Consider the following 21,808-nt stretch of genomic DNA (forward strand, 5'->3'; position numbering starts at 1 on the left):
AGTTATGACCCCGGATCAAGCAAGTGGTTTACGTATGATGAATCAACCTTATAACGAAAAAGTAAAAGTCATCGCTGTGACTGGCGGTAAAGGCGGCGTGGGTAAGACCAGCGTCTCCATCAATACGGCTGTCGCCCTGGCGGAAAAAGGCAAGCGGGTGTTGGTGCTCGATGCCGACCTCGGTCTGGCGAACGTCGATGTCATGTTGGGGATCCGGGCCGAGCGCAATTTGTCGCACGTCTTGTCCGGTGATGCCGAGCTGGATGAGATCATCGTCCGTGGCCCCAAAGGCATAGGCATAGTGCCTGCGACTTCGGGTACCCAGGGCATGGTGGAACTCACCCCGGCCCAGCATGCCGGCCTGATCCGCGCCTTCAGCGAGATGCGCACCCAATTCGATATCCTGGTGGTGGATACCGCCGCCGGTATTTCCGACATGGTGCTGAGCTTCTCCCGCGCTTCCCAGGACGTGTTGGTGGTGGTCTGTGATGAGCCGACATCGATAACCGATGCCTACGCCCTGATCAAGATCCTCAGCCGTGAACATGGGGTGTTTCGCTTCAAGATAGTGGCCAACATGGTGCGCAGTCTGCGGGAAGGCATGGAACTCTTCGCCAAACTCAGCAAGGTGACCGACAGATTCCTGGATGTGGCGCTGGAGCTGGTGGCGACGATTCCCTTCGATGAAAACCTGCGCAAGTCGGTACGCAAACAGAAGCTGGTCGTCGAAGCCTATCCTAAATCGCCTGCGGCTATTGCTTATCAGGGATTAGCCAATAAAATAATGAGCTGGCCCGTGCCGCAGCAACCCGGTGGTCATCTGGAGTTCTTCGTCGAACGTTTAGTGCAAAGACCAGATTTTCAAGAGGAAAAAACGGGTGAATAAAGCCGCTGCGTATACTTGTTTAGACAATAAATCCACTATCGTTGAACAGTATGCTCCGCTGGTTAAAAGAATTGCCCACCATTTATTGGCAAGATTGCCGGCGAGTGTGCAACTGGATGACCTGTTACAGGCTGGAATGATGGGGCTGCTCGAGGCCTCATCCAAGTTTGATGGCGGTAAGGGTGCCAAGTTTGAGACCTTTGCCGGGATCCGCATCCGCGGTGCCATGCTCGATGAGATTCGCCGTGGTGACTGGGTTCCGCGTTCGGTTCACAGGAACCAACGCCGGGTCGCCCAGGCCATAGATGAGTTGGAGCAAGAGCTGGGCCGTGATGCCCGCGATGGCGAAATTGCAGAAAGACTTGATATGACTCTGGATGAGTATCATCATATCCTCAATGACGTTTCTGTCGGGAAAATCATAGGCATAGAAGATTTGGGTGTCTCCCAGGATGTGTTAACTCCCGAGGATGGCAGCAACGATGATGCCTTCGAGAGCCTGGCAGAGACCCAATTTCATTCGGCCTTGGTTTCAGCCATTAAACTCTTGCCGGAAAGAGATGCCTTAGTCTTGTCGCTGTATTACGATGAAGCACTTAATTTAAAAGAAATTGGTGCCATTCTTGAGGTGAGCGAGTCGCGGATCAGCCAGATACTGAGTCAGGCTATGTTGCGACTGAAAGCGAAACTCAAGCACTGGACACTAACATAATTACTAATCGAGCACATTGAATGTCAGCTCACCGGAGGAAACCTTGGACAAGAATATGAAGATTCTTATTGTTGACGACTTTTCAACAATGAGACGTATCATTAAGAACTTGTTGCGAGATCTGGGGTTTAATAACACCCAGGAAGCAGATGATGGATCGACAGCCCTGCCTATGCTGCAGAAAGGAGATTTCGATTTTGTCGTGACAGATTGGAACATGCCCGGCATGCAGGGGATAGATCTGTTGAAGGCAATACGCGCCGATGACTCACTCAAGCATTTACCCGTACTCATGGTGACGGCGGAAGCCAAGCGTGAGCAAATCATTGCCGCGGCGCAAGCCGGGGTCAATGGCTATGTGGTGAAACCCTTCACCGCGGCCACATTGAAAGAGAAGCTAGATAAAATCTTCGAACGTCTCGCTTGAGCAAGGATGGGTTATGCAGTCACATACTTCAGGGCTCATCACGCTCGAGCAGGCGCAACACTTAGTTGCCTTGCTCGGTGCGGGCAGTCAGAGCCAGGCAGATGATGTCATCAGGGAACTTGCCGCACCGTTACAAAGGGATCTCTTCGAGGAAGTGGGCAAACTGACCCGCCAGCTTCACAGCGCTTTGATGGACTTTCAGGTCGATAACCGCTTGGCGGAATTGGCGAATAATGAGATCCCCGATGCGAAAGAACGCCTTAACTATGTGATTGACATGACAGAGCAGGCCGCTAACAAGACCATGGATGCGGTCGAAGAATGTTTGCCGCTGGCCGATGCGCTGACGACCAATATTCAGACTGTGATGCCGAGTTGGGACAGGTTGATGCGCCGCGATATAGACTTAACCGAATTCAAGGGCTTATGCCACAATATTCAGCAGCTTATGACGCGCAGTGAGCATGACTCCAGCCGGTTGAAAGAGTTGCTGAACCAGATACTGTTGGCGCAGGATTTCCAAGATCTCACAGGGCAGATGATACGCCGGGTGATAGATCTGGTCAGGGAAGTCGAGAATAATTTGGTGTCCATGCTGACGGTATTTGGCGAACAGGCCGTGAGCGAAAGCCAGTTTGTGGTGGAAAAGAATATTGAGGCCGAAGGTCCGATCATGAATGCGGAGCTGCGCGAAGATGTGGTGACAGGTCAGGATGAAGTCGACGACCTGCTGTCGAGTCTGGGTTTCTAACTAGGAGTCAAGCTAATGGCCTTTGAAGTTGATGAAGAGATACTCCAGGACTTTTTGATTGAAGCGGGTGAAATTTTAGAGTTATTGCAGGAGCAATTGGTGGCGTTGGAGAACAATCCCGACGATACCAACCTGTTGAATGCGATTTTCCGTGGTTTCCACACAGTTAAAGGCGGCGCCGGTTTCCTGAGCCTGACTCCCATGGTCGATGTGTGCCACGAGGCCGAGAATACCTTCGACCTGCTCCGGACCGGCAAACGCCAGGTGAACGCCGAGCTGATGGACATCATACTGCAGGCCGTCGATGCCATTAATGGCATGTTCGCCCAGACCCAGCGCGGTGAGGAACAAGATCCCGCCGGCAGCGACTTGCTCGGTCAACTCAAGTTATTGAGTTCGGGCGCCCCGCTGGCATCGGAAACCCAGGTGCAAGCAGCCGCAGCCGATTTCAGTGGTATCGAATTGCTCGATGCCCTGGTACAGGCAGATGCGCCGGCCGATGCCGGCATGGCGCTGTTCGATTCGGTCGCCGGCGTGGCTGAGCCCGCCGGCAGCATAGATGAGATCAACGAAGACGAATTCGAGGCCTTGCTCGATGCCTTGCACGGTGCGGGCCAGAGCCCGACCACCAAGGGCGTCGATATGGCGCAAGCCAGCACGCCGCTTGCGGCGAACCCTACGCCTCATGTCGCGCCTCATGTCGCGGCTCAGACGAGCGGCCCCATGGGGGGCAACGACGACATCACAGACGATGAGTTCGAGGCTCTGCTCGATGAGCTGCATGGTTCGGGACAGTTCAAGGCGACGTCCGCTCAACCCAGTCAGCCCCAAACTCAGGCCACATCCGCGCCGACACCCGGTCAAACGGGCCAGCAGCTGAGTACATCCGTCGCCGGCGCCGGCAGTGACTCGGATGAAATCACGGACGATGAATTCGAGCGTCTGCTCGATGAACTCCATGGCAAGGGTGGCGCGCCGGCTAAGGTCGATGTGCCACAAAGTCATCCTGCCGCCAATGAGGCACCCAGGGTCAGCGCCCCAAGCCGCGAGGCCGAGGTCACTGCGACGCCGGTACCTCAGGCGCCTGCCGCCAAGGCAGTGCCCAGTGTCGCCGCCAAAGCAAATGTCTTAGTGCCGGAAAAGGCCCAGGCGAAAGCCGTCACCGCCAATGTGCCCCAGGGTGAAACCACAGTGCGGGTCGATACCGCCCGCTTGGATCAGATAATGAACATGGTGGGTGAGCTGGTGTTGGTGCGTAATCGCCTGGTCAGCCTCGGCATCAGCCGTGACGATGAGGAAATGTCCAAGGCGTTGGCCAACCTGGATCTGGTGACCGCCGATTTGCAGGGCGCGGTGATGAAGACCCGGATGCAACCTATCAAGAAGGTCTTCGGTCGCTTCCCGCGGGTGGTTCGGGATCTCGCCCGCAGCCTGAATAAAGACATAGATTTAATCATGGTGGGTGAAGAGACAGATCTGGACAAGAATCTGGTCGAGGCACTGGCCGATCCTCTGGTGCATCTGGTGCGCAACTCTGTCGATCATGGCATAGAAATGCCGTTGGAGCGCGAAGCCAAAGGCAAACCCAGAACCGGTACCATCACACTGTCGGCCAGCCAGGAAGGCGATCATATACTGCTGAAAATCGAGGATGATGGCGCCGGGATGGATCCCGAGAAGCTCAAGCAGATCGCCATCAGCCGCGGGGTATTGGATGAGGATGCCGCCGCCCGCATGTCTGATGGCGAGGCCTATAACCTGATCTTTGCCCCTGGATTCTCGACCAAAGTGGAAATCTCCGATATTTCCGGTCGTGGCGTGGGCATGGATGTGGTCAAGACCCGCATCACCCAGTTGAACGGCACTGTGCATATCGACTCGCTCAAAGGCAAGGGCACCACCTTGGAGATCAAGGTGCCGCTGACCCTGGCGATCATGCCGACCCTGATGGTCGATGTCGCCAAACAAGTGTTCGCCTTGCCTCTGTCGAGCGTGAGTGAAATTTTCCACCTGGACTTGACCAAGACGAATGTGGTCGATAGCCAGTTGACCGTCATAGTGCGCAATAAAGCCGTGCCCTTGTTCTATCTCGAGCATTGGCTGCACCGCAACAAGACCCAGTTCAAGCATGGTGACAGACAACACGGTCATGTGGTCATAGTCCAATTAGGCACTATGCAAATAGGCTTCGTGGTCGATGCCCTGATAGGGCAGGAAGAGGTCGTCATTAAGCCTTTGGGTGCCATGCTTCACGGTACTCCCGGGATGGCGGGTGCGACTATCACCTCAGATGGTGGCATAGCACTGATATTGGATGTTCCCGGATTGCTGAAGCATTACGCCAAGAATAAGAGCTAGTCCGGGATATTAAGGAATTGCATGGCCATTAAAGTATTAGTCGTCGATGATTCGAGTTTTTTCAGGCGACGTGTCAGCGAGATCATAAGCCAGGACGCTGAACTGGAAGTCATAGGCACAGCGACCAATGGTCTCGAAGCGGTGAAGATGGCTGCCGAGCTAAACCCTCAGGTCATCACCATGGACATAGAGATGCCTGTGATGGATGGGATCACCGCAGTGCGGGAGATCATGGCGAAGACCCCCATCCCTATCCTGATGTTTTCTTCACTGACCCATGATGGCGCCAAGGCGACGCTGGATGCCCTGGATGCAGGTGCGCTGGACTTCCTGCCGAAACGCTTCGAGGACATAGCCACCAACAAGGACGATGCCATCGCCTTGCTGCAGCAGAGGGTCAGGGCCCTGGGACGCAGACGCTTGTTTCGGCCCATAGGCCGACCTGCGCCCCTGCAGCCGCATCCGCTCACAGGCGGCCTGGCCGGCACTGTCGCCGGCACTGCGGCAGGCACTTCGGTCGGCAGCAGCCGGCTTCAGAGCCAGAGCCTGAGCCAGAGTCAGGTCCCCGTCAGGCAAGCGGCTCCGACTATCCGTGCCAGCGGCAAGCAATATAAGTTACTGCTGATAGGGACATCCACGGGCGGGCCTGTGGCGCTGCAAAAAATCCTCACCCAATTTCCGGCCGACTACCCCCATCCCATCCTGTTGATCCAGCATATGCCGGCGGCCTTTACTCCGGCCTTTGCCGCCAGGCTCAATGGCTTATGCAAGATCCAGGTCAAGGAGGCGGCCGCAGGCGATGTGCTGAGCCCAGGTCATGCCTATCTGGCCCCCGGCGGAATGCAGATGTTGGTCGAACGGGCGGGCACGAGCGGCAGGATTAAAGTCCTCGCAGGCAATGCCGATATGAATTACAAACCCAGCGTCGACATCACGTTCGCCTCGGCATCCAAGGCCTTCGGCGGCGATATCCTGGCCGTGGTATTGACCGGCATGGGGGCCGATGGCCGTGAAGGCGCACGCATGCTGAAGAGCGTTGGCGCCAACATCTGGGCCCAGGACGAGGCCAGCTGTGTCGTTTATGGCATGCCTCAGGCGGTGACTGCCGCCGGACTGACGAGCCAGTCTATCCCACTGGACAGCATGGCAGAGTCCATCTTGAAAGAGACGGCGCGTGGCTGAGCCCGGGGGCCATGTTGACCCGGGCGCCGCCAGCCGCATGGCCGATCGTGGCATAGGCACTAGTACTGCCGGCAAAAGCACCGCCGGCGGCTTGGCTATTTTTCTGTTGGCAGGCGCAGTGCTGGTATTGCTGGCCTTCTGCACTCAGCTGCAGCGCAAGAATAGCTTGTTGCTCGATGAGCTTGAGCGTTTGCAGGCGGAACAGGTCGTGCTCATGGCACCGAGCGAACAGGCCCAGGCGCTGGCCAGCTGGCTGGACTCACATCCGCAGCAAACCCGGGCCTTAGTCCAAAAGCCGTCACAGGCCAGTTCCATGCAACTTGGCCAGGACGCTGGCAATGACACCCGCCCCGCAACCGAGCAGGCGGTCATACTGTCTGAGAATGCTGCGGGCGTGAAAGTAGTGAGTTTACCCGATGGCGGGATCCGGGTGACGACTCGTGTAGAGTAGTCATATCAGACTGATAACATGGGCTATTCGAGGGGCGTTTCTTGAAAGTATGGACGGTAGCAAACCAGAAAGGCGGTGTGGGGAAAACCACCACAGTGGCGAGCCTGGCCGGCGCCTTGGCCAAACGCGGCAAACGTGTGCTCATGATAGACACGGATCCCCATGCCTCCTTGGGCTATTACCTGGGCATAGATTGTGAAGAAGTGCCGGGTTCCCTCTACGACGTCTTTCTGGCCCATGACAGGTTGACCAGGGAACTCGTCGCCCAGCACATAGTGCCGACCCTGGTCGAAGGCCTGGACTTGTTACCCGCCACCATGGCCCTGGCGACGCTGGACAGGGCCCTGGGGCATAAGGAAGGCATGGGCTTGGTATTGCGCAACTTGTTGGCCAGGGTCGAAGATGACTATGACGTCGCCATCATAGATTGCCCGCCTGTGTTGGGGGTGCTGATGGTCAATGCCCTGGCGGCATCACAGCACATAGTGATCCCTGTGCAGACTGAGTTCCTGGCGATCAAGGGCCTGGACCGCATGCTCAAGACCATGGAGCTCATGGGGCGCTCGAAGCAGACCCGCTACAGCTATACCATAGTGCCGACCATGTTCGATAAACGCACCAAGGCATCGCCGATGGCGTTAACCAGCCTGATGCAAGACTACCCTGATACCCTCTGGGATGACATCATTCCGGTGGATACCAAGTTTCGTGATGCCAGCCTGGCACATGTGCCGGCAACCCATTATGCCGCCGGCAGCCGTGGGGTTAAGGCCTACATGAGGTTGTTGGATTTCTTATTCGCCGGGGAGTTTGGTCATGTCAAAATCGGTTGATCAAACTGTTTTTGATTTCTTCCAGCTGTTGTTGCAGGAACCCGAAACAGGCCAAGACAATGCGGAAGCCGAACTCAAACGAACGTCGCCGCAAGCCGGTGCTAGAGTAACCCCTGCAGGCCAGAGGGCGCCCCGGCCGGCGGAGTTGAAGCCGGATTATGCTTCCGCCGAGAAGCAGGCCAGGCCGCAGCTGGATAAGAAGGCGTTGGAGAAATTATTCGCCCCCATGCGGGTGCAGGCCGAGCCCCAGCCTGAGATTCAGGCGCAGACTCAGAGCCAGCCACGGCAACCAATGGCGGATGAGGCGAGTCAGCCAGGTACGGTAGCGCCGGCACTCACAGAGACCGCCGCCAGGCTCGCGGATTGCGCCCCTATGCCGGCGGCAGCAAAAACTGCTACCATCCCACCGCCAGAGGCTCGTCAAGAGGTTGATCTTGCCGCAGCCCCGGCGGAGAGCCTGACCTGTGAGTTGCAGGATGGGCTGGATGATGAGTTTCAGGTGTTGTTCTTCAAAGTGGCGGGCTTGACCTTGGCCGTGCCGCTGGTGAGCCTGGGCGGGATTGTCAAGATAGAGAAGATTAACCATATCATTGGCCGGCCCGACTGGTTCATGGGGGTGCAATCCCACAGGGAGTCGCAACTCAATATTGTCGATACCGGCGCCTGGGTCATGCCGGAAAAGTATGACGCCACTCTGGCTCAGAAGGTCAGTTACCAGTATCTTGTGATGCTGGAAGGCAGTAATTGGGGCCTGGCCTGTGAATCTCTGGTCAATGCGGTCAAGATTAACAAGTCCCAGGTAAATTGGCGCAGCAAGGCGGGTAAACGTCCCTGGCTCGCCGGGGTGGTACGGGAACAAATGTGTGGTATTTTGCATGTGCAATCACTGATCGGCATGCTAGATGCGGGTTTAGGTTGTCAGGACTCTATTGGCTGAGGTAAATATGACAGAATCAAGAAATGTGGCAGTGGTTGCCGCGGGTAAAGAAGACGCGGTATTACAGTGGGTAACCTTCAAGTTAGATAACGAAACCTATGGTATTAACGTCATGCAGGTGCAGGAAGTGTTGCGTTATTCCGACATAGCACCTGTGCCGGGCGCACCCTATTATGTGCTGGGGATCATTAACCTGCGCGGCAATGTGGTGACTGTTATCGATACCCGCACCCGTTTCGGGCTGCCGTCGGCCGAGATAGATGATTCCAGCCGGATTGTTATCATAGAAGCGGAAAAACAGGTGATAGGCATATTGGTCGACAGCGTCGCCGAAGTCGTTTACCTGCGCCGCTCTGAAATCGATAACGCGCCAAACGTGGGCACGGAAGAAAGTGCCAAGTTTATTCAGGGCGTGAGCAACCGTGATGATGAGCTGTTGATCCTGGTGGATTTGGATAAGCTGTTATCCGATGAAGAATGGGCCGAACTGACGCAGATCTGATTGCCCGCGTCCCTGCTGTGGCCCGAGTCCCGGGCCAGAGTCTAGCCCTTGTTGTAGCTTTACCCTGTTGAGACCGACATGATCGCCGATGAAATGATTATCCTAGCTGCACTGGTTTTTGTGGTTGCCTGCCTCGCTCTGGTGCTCTATTTGCAGAAGCAGGCGGGTAAGCTGCGCACCAAGGTGGATGCCTTGACTGTGCTGGTGAAGGAAAGTGATCGTCAACGCGAGACGGTTAAACGTGAACTGCATGAGTTGCGCAGCGGCACCATAGGCGTCGGCCGGCGGGTGCTGGAACTGGAGAAGAGATTGCAGCAACAGTCGGAGCGTATCGAAGAGTCCAGCCAGCAAGATCCTCAGGCCAAATTATACAGTCGCGCCATGAAGATGGTGTCGCTGGGCGCAGGGGTCGAGGAGCTGGTACGCGAGTGCGAGTTGCCCAAGGCCGAGGCCGAGTTATTGATCCGCTTACACGGCAAATAGTGCCTGCTTGCGCGCCGTCTGGCCGCTGTCCCCCAATTCTTCGACACCTTAATTCTTTGACACCTCGATTCTTCGACACCTCGATTCTTTAACATGTACAGTCCCGCCTCCTTCCTGGGCTAAGGCACTGCTTCAGGCTTTTTCGATAATCTTCTGATGCAGGTTATTCCATTGCTCGGGAAACTTGCCATCGAGCATATAGACGAAGGAAATCAGCTCGGCGATTAGCAGATATAACTCCTTGGGTATTTCTTCTCCCAGCTCCAGTCGTTGCAAGAAATCACTCAGGTGAGGATCCCTGTGGATATAGATGCCGGCGTCCTTTGCCAGGCTGATGATTTCCTCGGCGATGAGATCTTGCCCCGTGGCGGTGATCTTGGGGGCGCCCTTACCGTCATAACTCAGGGCGACCGCCTGGGTCGGTTGTTGCTTGTTATCTGACATCTCAGTTTTTCCTTGATGACTCATTTTACGCCCAGCTGCACGGCAGTGCCTCAGGCCTGGGTCTTGACCAGATAATGATCGCCGGGAAGCAGTGTGGCGGGTATCGAAGTTACCTGGGTGGTCATTTTCCCCGGCATGAAACCCAATTGGGTGAGCTTTTCACTCAGGGGAGCCAAGTAATTGCTCACACTATCCAGCAAGGCGGGATCATTGGCCTTGAATTGCATATTCAGGTGTTCACCCTGTTGCTGTGCCTGGATCAGCAGGGGGCCATGGCTTAGGTTAAATTTAAGCTGCAGCCGCCATAGGCTTGAGTGTTTATCTTCGGCCTCGCCGCTGCCACGCTCGAATTTTCCTTCAAGCTGTTCATGTCTCTGGTTGATGACATAGGGCAGGGAAAAATACCAATTGAGCGAGCCTTTATCCTCGCCGCTGGCCTGCTGATACTGAGCCTGTCCCGCCGATAACAGTCCGAGGGCGTCCAGTGTGCCTGCCTTGTCGAGTGCTTCCAGCTGCCGCCGATTCATACCGCTTGAAGCCTGCAAATGCTGCAGATAGTTTTCGAGCTTGGGACTGATCCGGGCACCGGCTGCCGAGGCTTTTATCCCCAGCAGCAGCTGGAACAGGGTGGTTATGGCATTGGCGTTAACAGCCAGCGAGGAGAGCGTCGCCGGCTGGCTCGCCAGACTAAGGCCGGCGAGTCCGGTCATTTCGGCGGCGAGAATGCTTGGCTCTGCTAAAATACTCAAAGGCAATGGGTCGAGCCGGGGCAAGTGCTTGAGCAGTTCACCGGCCAAGTTGTCCTTAATGGCCGCACCTATGTCACCCTTGGGCATGGCTCCGGCTTTATTCAGGGCCTGTTGCAAGATCAGGCTCCTTGCCTTGGTATCCGAGCCGGCGGCAAATTCAGGCGCTGTGGCTGCATTTATGCCAGCGCCAGGGCTGGCTGTGTTAGTGGCAATGTTAGTGGCAGTGTTTGTGGCAGTGTTAGTGGTGTTGTTAAGGCCTGTATTGGCACCAGCAGCTGTCAGGGGAGGCCTGGTCTGTGTGGCGGCAGGAACCAACCTGGCTTCGGTGCCGAGGCGGTTTATTGACGCCTTGTCTGACGTCAGCCCTGGATTGGCCGGCTTGGCAGCCGGGGAGTTTGGCTGCGACGAGCCGAGCGCCTCGGTCTGCGTCGCTGCTGTTGGGGTCTGAGAAGGCAGGGTCTCGGCCATCTTGGATGGGACGTTAGCCACCGGCGTTGTTGACCCTGTCGATGGCGGGAGCTGTTCCAGCTTTTTCAGCAGTTGTCCCCATACTTGTGCCGGTTCGGTCTTGCTCTGTACTTGTGATCCTAGCTTGGCGTCAGCAGGGAGCTCGGCTTCTGCTACCGTTGCTGTTGCTATGCTTCCCAGTTGAACCTGGGTTTGAGCCAGTAGCGGGCTGAGACTCAGTTTGAAGCTGCCCTGAGTGAACACTATCTTGGCCACATAGTCGCCATCATCGACTCGGATATTGGTACCCAGGTGGACATAGGTAGCGCCGGAAAAGGAAAGCTGCTGTGCTTGCAGGCTGGCGATGGGAAGAGGATAGCCTTGAGGCCGGGCGGCTAACTGGGTGAGCAGCTCCGTTGACACGCCGTTTTGTCTGGCCAGGGCGAGCAGGGCCGATGGCAGTTTGAATTCTGCTGCCGCGCCCAGGCCGAGCAGTTTTGCCATTTGGCCGGTGGGGGGCAGGTTATTGTTCTGGGCTTGAGTCTGGACTTGGGTTTGGGTCTGAGCTTGGGGTGGTAGCTGCAGCATGAAGGTGTCTATACCGGCGAATTTACGCTGTTGGGCAGAATTCAGTATGAGACTATATTCGCTGCCATCTAACACCAGTGTGGCGCTTGGCGCAGCCGGATTCAGTTCAACTGTCACCAGCCTGGTTTGCCCCTGGCTGACCGCGGTAGATGCAGCAGTGGCTCCCGCTGGGTATGTAGCTGAATTGTTAATGTTTATCGGGGCTTTTAGTGGCTCCATGGTGTAACCTTCGGCAGATTATGGCGAGCGTTATGATTTATCACAAATTAACATTTGACCTTAATTTTCTGGCAAGTATCCTTAGCCACCATATCGGGCTAATTGGCCGGCTTTCGCATCAAACCGATCTTTATATCGTCCGCTGCGCGGCTTCACTTTAGCGAAAACCCGGTGTGTGTGCAGTACTTTCACATAAGAGAATGCTATGAAGTTGAAATGGATGATGATATCTCTGGTTGTTTTGGCCAGCCATTACGCCGATGCAGTTGAAATCGCAAAGGAAAGCGAACCTTCTGGGGTGCAGATCAGTTATAACGATCCCAATGACCCCTTCGAAGGCTTTAACCGGACCATGTGGGACTTTAACTATCTTTTCTTGGACAGATATTTATATCGCCCCGTTGCCCATGGTTATAACGATTACGTTCCGTCACCGATAAAGTCCGGATTGAATAATTTCGTCAGGAATTTTGATGAACCCAGCAGCTTAGTCAACAATAGCCTACAGGGGAAATGGGGCTGGGCGGCGAATGCGGGTGGGCGCTTTACCATCAACACCACTCTGGGTTTGTTGGGCTTCATCGATGTGGCCGACATGATGGGGATGCCGCGCAAGAATGATGAATTCAATGAAGTGCTCGGCTACTATGGCGTCCCCAATGGACCCTATTTTATGGCCCCCTTTGCCGGGCCTTACGTGACCCGTGAGCTCGCATCGGATTGGGTGGATGGTCTATACTTCCCCTTGTCAGAGTTCACCTTATGGCAGTCGGTAATTAAGTGGGGTCTCAAGAGTCTTCATGCCCGGGCGACGGCCATAGATCAGGAACGACTCGTCGACAATGCCCTCGATCCTTATACTTTTGTGAAAGATGCCTATTTACAGCATATGGATTACAAGGTGTATGATGGCAATCTTCCAACGAATGATGATGATGACGCATTACTCGATGAATACATGAAGGAGCTGGATTAGCACCCTGGTCCTACAGCATTGCAGATAAGATAGCTTAATTTCAGAGGCAGGATTTTCCGGAACCTGATCATTTCTAACGCTATCCGCTCCTATGGGGATTTGGTTATGGCGTTAAAGGATGTTGCGGTACTCTTGGTCGAAGATGATCCTGTTTTCAGGCAAGTTGTCGCCAGTTTTCTCTGCAGTCGCGGCGCCAGTGTCTGCGAGGCCGCCGATGGTGAACAAGGTTTGTCCAAGTTCAGCCAGCAACGCTTCGATGTGGTGCTTGCCGATCTGAGCATGCCAGTCATGGGAGGCCTGGATATGCTCAAGGCCATGTCCGGCCTGGATGCCCGGGTGCCTTCCATCGTTATCTCAGGCAACAATGTCATGGCCGATGTGGTCGAGGCGCTGCGTTTAGGCGCCAGTGATTATCTGGTCAAGCCCATTCCGGATCTGTACATCATAGAGCAGGCAATAAATCAGTGCCTTGCCGAGGTGACTCACACAGATCCTGTACTGTCTCAATTGGAAGAACTCTCCTATCAAGAGCTGAATGACAATCTGGCGCTACTCGAACAAAACGCCCAGGCCGCCAAGAGTGTGCAGCAACAGCTGTTCCCCGCATCCAACATCAGTTATCCCCATGCCAAGATAGATTACAGCCTATTTAAAGATAACGATATCAGCGCCTATTTCATCGATTCCACCATGGTCGGCAGTGAGCATCTGATCTTGTATATGGCGCATTTTCACCCCGAGGACAACAGAGCCGCTTTCGGTTGTGTGCTGCTCAGGAGCTTCGTGAATCAGAAGCTTAAACTCTTCAGGAACGGTCTGAGTAAGACCATAATCGAACCCTTCAACATGCTCAGTTACCTGAATGAACGCATGGTCAAATCCGGCCTGGATATTTATGTCGATATCATTTATATCAGCATTGAACTGACTAAGTTTCGTGCCGGCATAGCACAGGCAGGGCAGGGCTTACGCTGTTATCTACGCAACAATGAGGGGTTGAGCCCACTGGCATTGCCTGAGTCACTGCAACTCGGCATCTTGGATTGGGGTAAGCCCAGTATCCAATTCAGGACCCTAATGCCGGGAGAGCAGTTGTGTATCGCTACCCATGACCCCCTGCATAAACGACTGTTGTTGCAAAATCAATTCAAGGGGTTGGTCTATGATGTCAATATTCCGGCCGGGGGCTTCATTCAGCTGCGACTCTAATGGCTTGATTGTGGGCAATGCTTGTGAGTGAGCCCAAGGCTCAGGGCCAGCGGATAAAGATGAGTGACTTGAGGTACTTCCGGGTTTAGGCAGTGAATGCCGCTTTGCTGACGTCATTTACGGTAAGCCGCTCTTCAGTGACCTACTGGTAACTTAAGTAGCAGTGACTTAAGTAGCAGAGATGTAAGTTGCAGTTGCTTAAGTCGCATAAAAAACTGACAAGGGAAAGCATGCATGAAGCAGGTTTCTCTTGTCAGCCAGTATCAGTTTAACTTTTTTGACTCTTTAAATTGAGAGTCATTGCTAAGAGCTCTGACTAAGGGCTATCGCTTCAGGGCTATAGCTTCATGCTCTGCAGTTACGGCAATCTCTTCTTCCAGCACTTCGGCCTCGGTATGCTCTTTGGTTTCGGCGCCATGCATCCAATCGACCAGCTTATCCGCCATGAAATACAGTATCATGCCAGAAATGGCTGCGGTGATGGCTATGCCGGCGAAGATAGACATGGCGTTGGCCAGCTGTTCTTCCCTGGCACCATCGTGGCCGATGAAGGAACCGACCACACCGCCAATCTTGTTGGCGGCGGCGATAAACAGGAACCAGGCGCCCATCATCAGGGAGGCGATACGCAGCGGCGCCAGTTTGGTCACCATAGACAGGCCTATGGGAGACAGGCACAACTCACCCATGGTATGGAAGAAGTAGGCGCCTACTAACCACCACATGCTTGACTTGGCATCAGGATCGCCGCCCATTTCCATAACAGCGCCTATCATGAACAGGAAGCCTATGCCCAACAGCAACAGGCCTAAGGCAAACTTGACCGGTGAGTTGGGTTCATTCTTGCCTAAACGTATCCAGATGGAGGCGAGTACAGGGGCAAAGATAACGATGAACATGGCGTTCAGTGACTGGAACCAGGTGGTGGGGACTTCCCAGTTGCCTATCATGCGATCGGTAAAATCATTGGTGAACAGATTCATCAGGCCGCCGGCCTGCTCGAAGCCGGCCCAGAAGATGATGGTGAACAGGCCCATGACCATGATGACCTTGATGCGATCACGTTCAACTTTAGTGAGTGGTTCCTTACGTACTTCACCGCGAGCGGCATCTTTCTCTTTCTCCAGCTTGGCCGCCGGTACTGTGCCTATATCACCCAATAATCTCTGGGCGAAGAAGAACTGAATGACGAGGGAGAACAGCATGCCTATACCGGCACAGAAGAAACCCGCCTGGAAGTTACCGTCGTAGGCGCTGACAACAGAGCCGACTATGATGCCGGACAGGAAGGCACCGACGTTGATGCCCATATAGAAGATGGTAAAGGCACCATCACGGCGATGATCGCCTTCCGGATATAAATCACCGACCATGGTGGAGATGTTAGGCTTAAACAGACCATTACCCAAAATAAGGGTGCCCAGGCCTAAATAAAAGGCCGCGGTTTCCAAACCTGGGATCCAGCTGTGAGGCGCGGCCAATATGAACTGGCCCATGGCCATCAGCGCGCCACCTATGTAAATTGCCTTGCGCTGCCCAAGCACGTTGTCAGCCAACCAGCCACCCAACAAAGGGGTTAGGTAAACGAGCCCGGTGAAAGTACCGTACAAGGACAGGGCATCGGCCTGTGACCAACCTAAACCATGGCCACCTTCGCTCTGTACTTTATCCACCAAATACAGCACCAGAATGGCGCGCATAGCGTAATAACTGAACCTTTCCCATAACTCTGTCGTAAAGAGTAGGAACAGTCCCTTGGGATGCCCAAGCATCGTTCCTTGTGGTTTTGCTGCGCTCATGAAGTCTTCCACCTTAAGCTTGTTATTGCCTGCGGACCCACAATGCCAGAGGGGGGGCCGCAGAAAAGTTGTTGTTGCTAATGTTAGTACAGCCGTGCCATGTCGAAATGATAAAACCCCTTGGTTTTGATGCTATTCCCATGATGTTCTTGTTAGCCGCACTTAGGTAACTCGTTATATTTTTATAATAAAAGTTGTTTTTTAGGCCTTAAAAAGCACTTAATGCTAAAAAATCCCAATCTATATACCCTCTTAAGGCTGCGAAAGTCAATTTTAGCGGTTTGATTGGTGCTATTTTCAGCAGGTGTCGGCCTGTATCTTTCTCAGTGTTGGCGAGGGTTAGCCTGGCGCCATAAGGGTTAAAAAATTATTTCATAAGCAGGGGTATCTTTGTTATCATCCTCGCCCGTGTGAAAGGACGTCAGTTGGCTGGCAGGAACGAGAGAGATAAGATGAAAGCCTGGTACCTTTTGTACTGTAAAGCTCGAGAAGAACAGAGGGCGCAGCAGAATTTAGCCCTGCAAGAGCTTGAAACCTATCTGCCCATGATGACTTGCCAAAAGCGCACCAAGGGCGGGTTGAGAGTGTCTAAAACGCCGCTATTCCCCAGCTATATCTTCATTCATTTCGATCCCTTACAGACCAGTGTCGGCCGAATTCACTCTACCCGTGGCGTGGTGCGCTTGGTGGGGTGCAAAGAGGACATTACGCCGATAGACGACAGAATTATCCATGGCTTGAAGCTGAGGGAGTTGTCCTTAAGCGCAACCGAGGGTACGTTTTCCGGGCTAGAGCCTGCTGAGGTTGAGCTTAAATCTGGCGACAGGATTAGGTTCAGCGAGGGCCCTTTTGCCGAGCTCGAAGGCATTTTTGAAGAGCAGTGTGCCAACAAACGTTGTTTTGTGTTGTTCGATATTTTGGGGCAGCAGAAGAAGGTGGCCGTGCCACAGAGCAGCGTCAAACGCATCTGTGAGTGATACACCTGCAGGCGTGTGAGATATTTGCCCTGATTTAGTGATACATTGTAACGCTTGGACTGCAGTCAGTAGGAAAAGATAGAGTAGATTGAATGGGAAAGTGGTATTTATCAATATGTTACCAGGATTTCATTTTTGGTTTATGTAGAGGTAGAGTACAACTGCTTGAAATCTAAACCGAACCTGCGCGTTAGGTCAGAGATTGAGCTTTTTGTTTTTTTTATTCGGGTATAATCCGGCTCGCCGTAGGTAAAGTTCGTGAATACCGGGAGAGATACACCCATTCAGTCTGATACAAGGTTGAGTCGCTATGGTATAGCCGTAGCCAAGAAAGATTTCAAGGTGTGAGGTTTATACGTTACTGTTTAAAAAGGTATTTTCACTTAGTGAAGGGCATGTTGGAGGCCGTAATCCATGGGCGGTAGCGTGTCTGAAAGGCGAAAAAACTTGCAAAGGGTGAGCTTTTGAGCGAGAGGCATGGATGCCGAACTGGCTGTTAAATAGGGAGATTGTTAGCTCATGAACAATTTCATGAGCTTAGTGGACGCCGAAGGCCTCTGGCCGCCACGCGGACGGTAGCGTGTCTGAAAGGCGAAAAACCTTGCAAAGAGTGAGCTTTTGAGCGAGAGGCATGGATGTCGAACTGGCTGTTAAATAGGGAGATTGTTAACTCATGAACAATTTCATGAGCTGAGTGGACGCCGAAGGCCTCTGGCCGCCACGCGGGCGGTAGCGTGTCCGAAGAACAAGAAGTCCTTAGATAATGCCATTGCGGCCTTAGGTTCAATAATTAGCCATTCGTAGAGTTTCTGGACCTTGGCACTATTTTTAAACGGAGATAACAGGTGTTACAACAAGTAAAAAAATTCATCTTAGTGGGCCTTGGTGCCTTGGTGTTGCTTGGCGCTCAGGCTCATGCCATCACCCCATCTCCGCAAATGCTGGAACAGTTCAAGAGCTTACCCAAGTCAGAACAGCAGAGACTGGCGAAGCAGTACGGGATAGATCCTTCGTTGATATCGGCCACCCAGTCACAAGCACAGCTGGAAAATCCTGATTTGGTCGGTCCAAGGTTGAATGACCAAAGGATAGATAATGAAAATAGCCCATATGGCGAAGACAGTGACGACAGTAGAGAAGGCAGAGGCTCTCGTGATAATAAGAAAGAATTCGATTTTGCCCAGGATGAGAGCAAGAAAGAATTAACGCGTTTCGGTTATGACATGTTTGCCGGTGAGCCGAGCACCTTCGCACCAGTATCGGATGTGCCTGTGCCGAGCGAGTATTTGGTAGGGCCCGGCGATAGCATCAAGATACAACTTTATGGTAAAGACAGCCAAACCTATGACCTGGTGATTAACCGTGAAGGTGTGATCCAGTTCCCCGAGTTGGGCCCCATTTCGGTGACAGGACTCAACTTTGAACAGTTGAGAAAGTCATTATCGACCCAGATTAAGCAGCAGATGATAGGTGTCGAGTCCAACATCACCATGGGCGAGCTACGCTCCATCCGAATTTTTGTCGCAGGGGATGCATATAAGCCTGGCTCTTACACCGTCTCTAGTTTATCTACCATTACTCAGGCCTTGTTCGTGGCCGGAGGGGTGAATGAGATTGGCTCACTGCGCAACATACAGTTGAAGCGAAATGGTAAGTTGGTCGGTTCGTTCGACTTGTATGATCTCTTGCTTCGTGGTGATGCCTCGGGTGATATGCGTCTGCATTCAGGCGATGTGGTTTTTATTCCTTCTGTGGGTGGCTTGATTAGTGTCAGTGGTGAAGTACGTCGGCCGGCGATTTATGAGCTTAAGCAACACGAAACAATGGCAGACGTTATTGTTATGGCCGCAGGGCTTAAGCCTGGTGCTTACCCTAGAAGCAGTTCGGTCGATCGCTATAACGCTAAGGGTTTGAAGTCGATAGTCAGTGTGGATTTGACTTCGGCCAAGGGGCAGAACACTCAGGCGAAAGCCGGAGATTATCTGAGGGTTAAGAGCGCTTCTACTCAATATGAAAGCGCCATTACTGTTCTGGGGGCTGTAGTGCGCCCAGGTAAGTATCAATGGTATCAGGGGCAGAAGATAAGTGACCTACTGCCATCAATCTGGGGGGACTTATCCATATCAGCTGACTTGGATTATGGCCTGATAGTGAGGGAGGTTAGTGAGTACGGCGATATCGAAGTTCATCAATTCTCGCCAGGCAAAGCCATAAGCAGTCAAGGTTCTGAGGAAGACTTGAGTTTGGCCGCCAGAGATATAGTCATTATTTTTAATTTCAGTGATGAAGAACAGAATCGTTACGAATTGAATAAGTTGGTGAAGGAGCGGGTTAAGAAAGTCACCAGACTCAATGAGGACAGCCTGCTTGGCTCAGATCTATTCAGTGCAGGTTTCGCTCAGTTAGACAAAGCTCGCTTGAGCCCGAGAAAAGAGCTTGCCGGCGTGGTATTCAATGATGCAGCAAGAGAGAGCGAACTCGATGAGCTTAAAGCCGCTGAAGAGTCGGTAGTCAAAGCCGTAGTCAGCAAGATGTTGATGAACATGTTTGATGATGCCGAGTTAATAAAACTCAGTGGTCAAATGAATCGTAACGAGCTGTTATTCCCTATCATTACCAAGCTTAATAGTCAGGGCCGCGCCGGGGCTAATGTCAACATAGTTGCTGTCAATGGCCAAGTGCGTCACGAAGGTATTTATCCGCTAACCGTCGGTGCCAAGGTGAGAGACATCATCCATGCTGCCGGAGGCCTGAAAGAAGGGGCCTATACGGCCAGGGCAGAGCTGACCAGTACTGTGACGGATGCCGTAGGTTCGAGTATCAGTCATCAGAGTATTGAGCTGTCCCAGGCGCTGATGGGTGATGCCGAGGCCAATAAAGCCCTGAAGGGGCGTGACATATTAACGGTAATGACAACACCCGATTGGCAAGAACACAAGTCGGTTGAGATTCGAGGGGAAGTCAAGTTTCCCGGCATATACAACATACGCCGCGGTGAAACCCTCAACGATGTGCTCAATCGTGCCGGTGGCTTTACCGAATATGCTTCGTTGCCATCGGCCGTATTCGTACGCGAATCTGTACGTCAGCAGGAACAATTGGAGATCCAAAAGCTTGCAGATCAACTACGTCGTGACATAGCTACCCGCGGGGTATCCAAAGACGGTAATGTGGTTAATTATGCCGATGCGCAGTTGATGCTAGCCGATTTGGAGAATATTCAGGCCGTAGGTCGTTTAGTGGTCGATTTACCCGCAATTTCTGTTGGTATTGAGCAGGCTAATATTCAGCTGGAAAATGCCGACATTCTATACGTACCCTCGACCAAACAGACTATTTCAGTCATGGGAGAGGTGCAACATCCGGCGACCCACAGATTCAAACAGGGCTTAACGCTGGATCAGTATCTGACTATGTCTGGTGGGGTGCGTAAGCGTGCCGATGAAGGCAGGACTTATGTTATCCAGGCCAATGGCTCGGTACTGCTGCCAAACCGTTCGGCTTGGTTCAGCGGTGAAGACCTGTTACAACCGGGTGACACCGTAATCGTGCCGCTCGATACCGAGTACAAGGACAACTTGACGCTCTGGAGCCAGGTGACCAGCATTATCTATAACAGCGCCGTAGCATTGGCAAGTATCGCCAGGTTGTAACGGTAGAAGGGGGGGAGATATTACAGTACGCTCCTTCGGAGCTAGGGATAACTGAATGGCCTGCGGCCTCAAGGGGAAGCGAAGCGTTCCACATTCCGCCCTCCGTAATCCGTAATTGCTTTTGCTGTATCCGAACACCGTAAGCGACGCGTTCTGTCAGCGAGAACTCAAATCAAGAGACAAGGTTGCAATGTCCACAGAAATAAAAAACTATAAGCAAGACTTGGATTTTACCCCACCGCGTGCGGCGGACGACGAAATCGATCTACGCGAACTCTTCTCAGTTATTTGGCAAGGTAAGTGGTTCATCATAGCCATAACAGCCGTGTTCACTGTAGGTTCTGTAATTTTTGCAGTTATGCAACCCAATATCTACAAGTCTGAAGCATTGTTAGCACCTGCTTCAGAAGAACAAGGGGGAGGCGGGCTTGCAGCATTAGCGGGTCAATTTGGAGGCTTAGCCAGCTTAGCAGGCATTAACCTTAGTGGTCAGGGCGGAGTGGATAAGACTCAATTGGCGATTGAGGTGATGAAGTCGCGTCAGTTTGTCAGTCAGTTTATCCAAAAGCACACTCTGCTGCCTGATCTCATGGCAGCTGAAAAGTGGGATCGAAATCAAGATAAGCTTAGTTATGATAAAGGTGACTATTTGGCTGAAACCCAAACTTGGGTTCGTGATGTTAACCCACCTTTTAGACCTGAGCCATCGATGCAGGAAGCATATAAAGAGTTCAGTAAAATCATCAGTGTCGACTCGACTAAAGATACAGGAATGGTGACTGTATCGGTTGAGCATCTGTCTCCAACGGTTGCCCAACAATGGGTTACCTGGCTGGTTCAAGACATCAATAAAGTGATGAAAGACCGTGATGTTGCTGAGGCCAACCGCAGTAGTGAATTTTTAAATAAACAAATCTCACAGACTAATGTCGCCGATATTCGCTCCATTTTATACAAACTAATTGAAGAGCAAGCTAAAACTATCATGTTTGCTGAAGTACGTGATGAATATGTGTTTAAAACCATAGATCCGGCATTAGTTCCTGAAGAGAAAGCTAAGCCCAAACGTGCCCTTATCTGCGTATTAGGCGCTATGTTAGGTGGCGTAGTGGGGATGATGTTTATACTAATAAGACACTATATTAGAAAAGAAAAGTGATATGACTCAACTGTTTCAAAATGGTTGAATTATCTTAGTTTGGTTTGAAAGACTGAAGTTGATATA

The 21,808-nt window shown here is 52.7% G+C and carries 19 protein-coding genes; 16 read left to right on the plus strand and 3 right to left on the minus strand.

The window, feature by feature from the left end; all coding sequences use genetic code 11:
• Nucleotides 1–4 precede the first annotated feature (4 nt).
• The 11 genes from HC757_RS10345 (at nucleotide 5) to HC757_RS10395 (ending at nucleotide 9,522) form a co-directional block, all read left to right on the plus strand.
• Nucleotides 5–886 carry a MinD/ParA family protein gene (locus HC757_RS10345; RefSeq protein ID WP_169564264.1) on the plus strand — a complete coding sequence of 294 codons (882 nt, stop codon included), beginning with the start codon at nucleotides 5–7 and terminating at the stop codon, nucleotides 884–886.
• Nucleotides 879–1,598, plus strand: coding sequence for an RNA polymerase sigma factor FliA (locus HC757_RS10350; RefSeq protein ID WP_169564265.1), 720 nt, complete (start codon nucleotides 879–881; stop codon nucleotides 1,596–1,598). The genes HC757_RS10345 and HC757_RS10350 overlap by 8 nt, the downstream gene beginning before the upstream one ends.
• Before the next feature lie 43 nt (nucleotides 1,599–1,641).
• Nucleotides 1,642–2,025 carry a chemotaxis response regulator CheY gene (gene cheY / locus HC757_RS10355; RefSeq protein WP_007649667.1) on the plus strand — a complete coding sequence of 128 codons (384 nt, stop codon included), beginning with the start codon at nucleotides 1,642–1,644 and terminating at the stop codon, nucleotides 2,023–2,025.
• A gap of 13 nt (nucleotides 2,026–2,038) precedes the next feature.
• Complete coding sequence (locus tag HC757_RS10360; RefSeq protein WP_169564266.1) at nucleotides 2,039–2,776, plus strand: protein phosphatase CheZ; 738 nt, start codon at nucleotides 2,039–2,041, stop codon at nucleotides 2,774–2,776.
• Nucleotides 2,777–2,791: 15 nt separating this feature from the next.
• Nucleotides 2,792–5,134, plus strand: a complete 2,343-nt coding sequence (locus tag HC757_RS10365) for a chemotaxis protein CheA (RefSeq protein WP_169564267.1) — start codon at nucleotides 2,792–2,794, stop codon at nucleotides 5,132–5,134.
• Nucleotides 5,135–5,155: 21 nt separating this feature from the next.
• Nucleotides 5,156–6,316, plus strand: a complete 1,161-nt coding sequence (locus HC757_RS10370) for a protein-glutamate methylesterase/protein-glutamine glutaminase (RefSeq protein ID WP_169564268.1) — start codon at nucleotides 5,156–5,158, stop codon at nucleotides 6,314–6,316.
• Nucleotides 6,309–6,767, plus strand: coding sequence for a hypothetical protein (locus HC757_RS10375; protein ID WP_342343062.1), 459 nt, complete (start codon nucleotides 6,309–6,311; stop codon nucleotides 6,765–6,767). Before HC757_RS10370 ends, HC757_RS10375 begins: the two co-directional genes overlap by 8 nt.
• Nucleotides 6,768–6,808: 41 nt before the next feature.
• On the plus strand, nucleotides 6,809–7,600 hold the full coding sequence (locus HC757_RS10380; protein WP_169564269.1) for a ParA family protein: 792 nt from the start codon (nucleotides 6,809–6,811) through the stop codon (nucleotides 7,598–7,600).
• Nucleotides 7,584–8,537 carry a chemotaxis protein CheW gene (locus tag HC757_RS10385; protein WP_169564270.1) on the plus strand — a complete coding sequence of 318 codons (954 nt, stop codon included), beginning with the start codon at nucleotides 7,584–7,586 and terminating at the stop codon, nucleotides 8,535–8,537. Before HC757_RS10380 ends, HC757_RS10385 begins: the two co-directional genes overlap by 17 nt.
• A gap of 7 nt (nucleotides 8,538–8,544) precedes the next feature.
• Nucleotides 8,545–9,039, plus strand: coding sequence for a chemotaxis protein CheW (locus HC757_RS10390; RefSeq protein WP_169564271.1), 495 nt, complete (start codon nucleotides 8,545–8,547; stop codon nucleotides 9,037–9,039).
• An 81-nt stretch (nucleotides 9,040–9,120) separates the two neighbouring features.
• Nucleotides 9,121–9,522, plus strand: a complete 402-nt coding sequence (locus HC757_RS10395) for a DUF2802 domain-containing protein (RefSeq protein WP_234235268.1) — start codon at nucleotides 9,121–9,123, stop codon at nucleotides 9,520–9,522.
• A gap of 132 nt (nucleotides 9,523–9,654) precedes the next feature.
• Here HC757_RS10395 and HC757_RS10400 read toward each other — a convergent pair whose 3' ends face one another.
• Together HC757_RS10400 and HC757_RS10405 are read right to left on the minus strand one after the other, a co-directional pair.
• Nucleotides 9,655–9,966: an EscU/YscU/HrcU family type III secretion system export apparatus switch protein gene (locus HC757_RS10400; protein ID WP_169564273.1), complete on the minus strand. Its 312-nt coding sequence runs from the start codon at nucleotides 9,964–9,966 to the stop codon at nucleotides 9,655–9,657.
• A 50-nt stretch (nucleotides 9,967–10,016) separates the two neighbouring features.
• The gene (locus HC757_RS10405; RefSeq protein WP_169564274.1) at nucleotides 10,017–11,867 is read right to left on the minus strand and encodes a hypothetical protein; all 1,851 of its coding nucleotides are present in this window, start codon (nucleotides 11,865–11,867) and stop codon (nucleotides 10,017–10,019) included.
• A gap of 307 nt (nucleotides 11,868–12,174) precedes the next feature.
• Between HC757_RS10405 and HC757_RS10410 the strand changes: the two genes are divergently transcribed.
• Entirely contained in the window at nucleotides 12,175–12,945 is a 771-nt protein-coding gene (locus HC757_RS10410; protein ID WP_169564275.1) for an MlaA family lipoprotein, read from the plus strand.
• Nucleotides 12,946–13,050: 105 nt separating this feature from the next.
• Nucleotides 13,051–14,154 (plus strand): response regulator, encoded by a 1,104-nt coding sequence (locus tag HC757_RS10415; RefSeq protein WP_169564276.1) that lies wholly within the window; start codon nucleotides 13,051–13,053, stop codon nucleotides 14,152–14,154.
• A gap of 323 nt (nucleotides 14,155–14,477) precedes the next feature.
• Here the strand turns inward: HC757_RS10415 and HC757_RS10420 are convergent, their stop codons facing one another.
• Nucleotides 14,478–15,953 (minus strand): peptide MFS transporter, encoded by a 1,476-nt coding sequence (locus HC757_RS10420; protein WP_169564277.1) that lies wholly within the window; start codon nucleotides 15,951–15,953, stop codon nucleotides 14,478–14,480.
• A gap of 452 nt (nucleotides 15,954–16,405) precedes the next feature.
• Here HC757_RS10420 and rfaH point away from each other — a divergent pair, with 452 nt between their 5' ends.
• The 3 genes from rfaH (at nucleotide 16,406) to HC757_RS10435 (ending at nucleotide 21,742) form a co-directional block, all read left to right on the plus strand.
• Entirely contained in the window at nucleotides 16,406–16,930 is a 525-nt protein-coding gene (gene rfaH, locus HC757_RS10425; RefSeq protein WP_169564278.1) for a transcription/translation regulatory transformer protein RfaH, read from the plus strand.
• Nucleotides 16,931–17,775: 845 nt separating this feature from the next.
• Nucleotides 17,776–20,583, plus strand: coding sequence for an SLBB domain-containing protein (locus tag HC757_RS10430; protein WP_169564279.1), 2,808 nt, complete (start codon nucleotides 17,776–17,778; stop codon nucleotides 20,581–20,583).
• Nucleotides 20,584–20,773: 190 nt separating this feature from the next.
• A complete protein-coding gene (locus HC757_RS10435) occupies nucleotides 20,774–21,742 on the plus strand; it encodes a Wzz/FepE/Etk N-terminal domain-containing protein (RefSeq protein WP_169564280.1) in 969 nt (322 codons plus the stop codon).
• The last annotated feature ends 66 nt before the right edge of the window (nucleotides 21,743–21,808 follow it).

This window comes from Shewanella salipaludis, assembly GCF_012911865.1.
GTDB classification, from domain to species: domain Bacteria; phylum Pseudomonadota; class Gammaproteobacteria; order Enterobacterales; family Shewanellaceae; genus Shewanella; species Shewanella salipaludis.

What these genes read in the sequence shown, in the direction of transcription:
- HC757_RS10345 (WP_169564264.1), top strand. Translation starts at nt 5, where the DNA reads ATGACCCCGGATCAAGCAAGTGGTTTACGTATGATGAATCAACCTTAT.
- HC757_RS10360 (WP_169564266.1), top strand. Translation starts at nt 2,039, where the DNA reads ATGCAGTCACATACTTCAGGGCTCATCACGCTCGAGCAGGCGCAACAC.
- HC757_RS10365 (WP_169564267.1), top strand. Translation starts at nt 2,792, where the DNA reads ATGGCCTTTGAAGTTGATGAAGAGATACTCCAGGACTTTTTGATTGAA.
- HC757_RS10370 (WP_169564268.1), top strand. Translation starts at nt 5,156, where the DNA reads ATGGCCATTAAAGTATTAGTCGTCGATGATTCGAGTTTTTTCAGGCGA.
- HC757_RS10385 (WP_169564270.1), top strand. Translation starts at nt 7,584, where the DNA reads ATGTCAAAATCGGTTGATCAAACTGTTTTTGATTTCTTCCAGCTGTTG.
- HC757_RS10390 (WP_169564271.1), top strand. Translation starts at nt 8,545, where the DNA reads ATGACAGAATCAAGAAATGTGGCAGTGGTTGCCGCGGGTAAAGAAGAC.
- HC757_RS10400 (WP_169564273.1), bottom strand. Translation starts at nt 9,966, where the DNA reads ATGTCAGATAACAAGCAACAACCGACCCAGGCGGTCGCCCTGAGTTAT.
- HC757_RS10410 (WP_169564275.1), top strand. Translation starts at nt 12,175, where the DNA reads ATGAAGTTGAAATGGATGATGATATCTCTGGTTGTTTTGGCCAGCCAT.
- HC757_RS10415 (WP_169564276.1), top strand. Translation starts at nt 13,051, where the DNA reads ATGGCGTTAAAGGATGTTGCGGTACTCTTGGTCGAAGATGATCCTGTT.
- HC757_RS10420 (WP_169564277.1), bottom strand. Translation starts at nt 15,953, where the DNA reads ATGAGCGCAGCAAAACCACAAGGAACGATGCTTGGGCATCCCAAGGGA.
- rfaH (WP_169564278.1), top strand. Translation starts at nt 16,406, where the DNA reads ATGAAAGCCTGGTACCTTTTGTACTGTAAAGCTCGAGAAGAACAGAGG.
- HC757_RS10435 (WP_169564280.1), top strand. Translation starts at nt 20,774, where the DNA reads ATGTCCACAGAAATAAAAAACTATAAGCAAGACTTGGATTTTACCCCA.